A 3,023-nucleotide genomic window follows, 5' to 3' on the forward strand; every position below is an offset into this window, starting at 1 on the left:
GCGGCGTGGCGTAAAACCCAATTCGTTCGGCGGCATCGAGCACGCGGCGCGCGGTTTCTTCCCGAACCTCGGCACGGCCATTCAACACCCGGTCGACAGTGGAGAGCCCGACGCCGGCTTCTTTCGCAAGTGTGGTCATGTTCGGGCGATGCATGAGTGCTCCATGAAATAAATCTTTCATAACATGGTCCCCGATCTAGAAATGTTTTGAAAGGAAATATTTCAACCCAATTGTGCGAGCCCGTCGGCGGTCGTAGATTTTGGGCTCGCCAGCGACGGGCCTGGCGACGCTTATGGGAGGTCGCAATGAGCGAAGGAATTCGAAGCTATGCCTTGGTGGGCAATGCCGACGGCGCGGCGGTCATAACGGGCGATGCCTTCGAGGAAAAGGTTGAGGCAGAATGGTTCTCGGCCAAAGTGGATCGCAAAGAGTTCAAGCAGCTCATAAAGCGGACCGACGCCGCAGGTCTCAGACATTTTGGATCCTGGCTCGCGCTTCTTGCCGGCTCCGGGATCGTAGCCTACCTGACCTGGGGGACCTTGTGGTGTGTTCCGGCCTTCATTGTCTACGCACTGGTCTATTCAATGTCCGATCATCATGCGCACGAGCTTTCCCACGGCACTCCATTTAAGACGCGCTGGATCAACGAAATTCTCTATCACCTCAATGGCTTCATGACCTTGCATGAGGGACATTACTGGCGCTGGAGCCATTCGCGCCATCACACCGAAACGCTGTTCGTTGGCCGCGACCCGGAAATTGCCGTCCCTCGCCCGCCTGATGTTCCCGGCATGATCCTCGACCTCTTCTTCATCAAGTCAGGGCTGACCCAGATCGCCTCAATTGTACGTCATGCGTTCGGCAGCCTCAATGAGGAGGGACGCCATTTCATTCCGGAGGGCGAAAAGAGCAAGGTCTACTGGTCGTCGCGAGCCTTTGTCGCAATATTCGCTGGCGTTATCGTTGCCTGCGTTTTGGCACAATCGATCCTCCCGGCTCTGTTTGTGGTACTACCACGTTTCTACGGTGGCTTCATGGCACAACTTTTCAATCTCACCCAGCACGCCGGCATGCAGGAGGATATTCGTGATCATCGCCTGAGCACGCGCACCTGGATAACCAATCCGGTCTTCCGCTTTATGTACATCAACATGAATTACCACATCGAGCATCACATGTTCCCCATGGTGCCGTTCTACAATCTCCCCAGGCTTCACAAGATGATCAAGAGCGAGTGCCCGCCTGCCTACCAGGGTCTGTGGGCGTGCTATGCGGAAATAATTCCCGCTGTCCTGCGACAGGTGAAAGACCCAACCTGGTACGTCCGCCGTCCGCTGCCAATGCACGCCGTGCCCGCAGAGTGACGATACGCTTCGCCAAGAGAGGAAACAATGAGCAGTGTTGACATCGAAGACTGGATTGTGGCCGGCAATGCGAACGATATTGAGGAGGAAGATGGTATCCGCTTCGATTACGGTGGTAGGACCTTCGCAATCTATCGTTCGCCCGAGGACGAATACTTCGCGACTGACGGACTTTGCACCCATGAGCAGGTTCACCTGGCCGACGGCCTGGTGATGGATCATGTCATCGAATGTCCCAAGCACAATGGACGCTTTGATTATCGGACCGGCCAGGCGCCAAGGGTGCCCCGTCTGCGTCAATTTGCGGACGTACCCGGTAAGAGTCGAGGATGGCCAAATTCTGATCGAAATTGCCTGATCGCTAGCTGATGCGAGTATTCGCGTCATCTTCCGTCTGGCTCTGGCGTTGCTTGGATCTGGCTCAGAAAACCAGGGAAAGTTCCAAAATTTAGATTTGCTTAAGCTCTCGATAACCTCGCGGTAACGATGTCCGGTTAAAACTTTACGGGTGAGCAGATCAAGACCCTGCTTCCCGCTCCGGATCAGGTACTGCGTACCGGAGCCGTCACTTCTGCCAGTGTACCGTTCGGCAGAAAGCCATGCGTAATTTGGCAAAAAACCGCACTGATCCATCACGGACAGGGCGGTTTTTTGATATGGCTGCGGCTAACCCCACCCAATCGGACGGGCACGGAAAAACCGCAGCCTCTTGGGGGCAACGGCCCCTGAGCGAATGGCTGAGGCTGACGATTAGCCAGCCGAGCGGGTCCAGATGAACGACAGCGCGGAGCTGATGCCGCTCTTTGCGTTGCTGGCAGGTGCGTTGCGCTTTTCAGTGGCATTCCACGAAATATGTACGCGGTTGTTGCGATTAAAAATGTAGAGCATTTCTGCACCTCGAAGAGAAAAACATTGTTGCCGATCAAATGCGCTTTCTGCCTAAAGTTTGATCATGAAAATTCGCCATGCCGTGTCGCATTTACTGCATTCATCCTTGCAGATTTGCATGGCAGCTATGCCAAAATCGTTGCCTGGCTTATTGCCATGCAAATTCAAGCGTAAAGACAGCGTGGCGCTAATGGGAAAGCCACTTCCAGGCCCCTGCTTCACCCGTCGTTTAATCGACAATCTCGCCGGCAGGTGAGTTTGATCAAGACGCGAAAACACGTCCGAACTGAACGAAATGATGAAGGAAAATTGCCTAAAGCGTTGATCTTTCGTTCATTCGTTTGTTACGATGTCCACGTGAGCAATGTACCGTCTGGCATCGCAATCATTCCCGGCGTCGTTATATCGATAGGCCTTGTCGCGATATACCGCATTTATTCAATGAAACCATTGCATTCTGACGGGATAAGGATGCCAAATGGCACATAAGCGAACGACTGGGTAAGGCAGTACCAAGTTAGAATTCGTTTTCGGGTGAACTGTCAAAATGAGTGGGAGACAAAGAACATGAAGAAGCTGCTCGCTTCAACTTTTCTACTGGCCGCGGGGCTTTTCGGTTACGCCGGATCGGCATCAGCTGCAGAATGTGGCACCGTCACCATTGCCAACATGAACTGGCAGTCGGCGGAAGCATTGGCCAACCTCGACAAGATTATCCTTACTGAAGGCTACGGCTGTGACGCGGAACTCGTCGCTGGCGACACTGTTCC

Annotated in this window: 3 protein-coding genes and 1 pseudogene; 3 read left to right on the forward strand and 1 reads right to left on the reverse strand. The window is 53.8% G+C overall.

The annotated features are described in order from the left end of the window. On the reverse strand, positions 1-154 hold a 154-nt coding region (locus tag AAAC48_RS14860), incomplete at its 3' end, for a helix-turn-helix domain-containing protein (protein WP_340654913.1). A gap of 152 nt (positions 155-306) precedes the next feature. On the opposite strand from AAAC48_RS14860, the gene AAAC48_RS14865 reads away from it, so the two are divergent. The 3 genes and pseudogenes from AAAC48_RS14865 to AAAC48_RS14875 all read left to right on the forward strand — a co-directional run. Then, positions 307-1,365 carry a fatty acid desaturase gene (locus AAAC48_RS14865; RefSeq protein ID WP_340654911.1) on the forward strand — a complete coding sequence of 353 codons (1,059 nt, stop codon included), beginning with the start codon at positions 307-309 and terminating at the stop codon, positions 1,363-1,365. Positions 1,366-1,407: 42 nt separating this feature from the next. Then, a pseudogene (locus AAAC48_RS14870) lies at positions 1,408-1,723 on the forward strand (MocE family 2Fe-2S type ferredoxin). A 1,097-nt stretch (positions 1,724-2,820) separates the two neighbouring features. Continuing rightward, positions 2,821-3,023 (forward strand): glycine betaine ABC transporter substrate-binding protein (locus tag AAAC48_RS14875; RefSeq protein ID WP_340654912.1); only part of this gene is annotated, 203 nt, incomplete at its 3' end.

The organism is Phyllobacterium sp. (assembly GCF_037994405.1).
Lineage (GTDB): Bacteria > Pseudomonadota > Alphaproteobacteria > Rhizobiales > Rhizobiaceae > Phyllobacterium.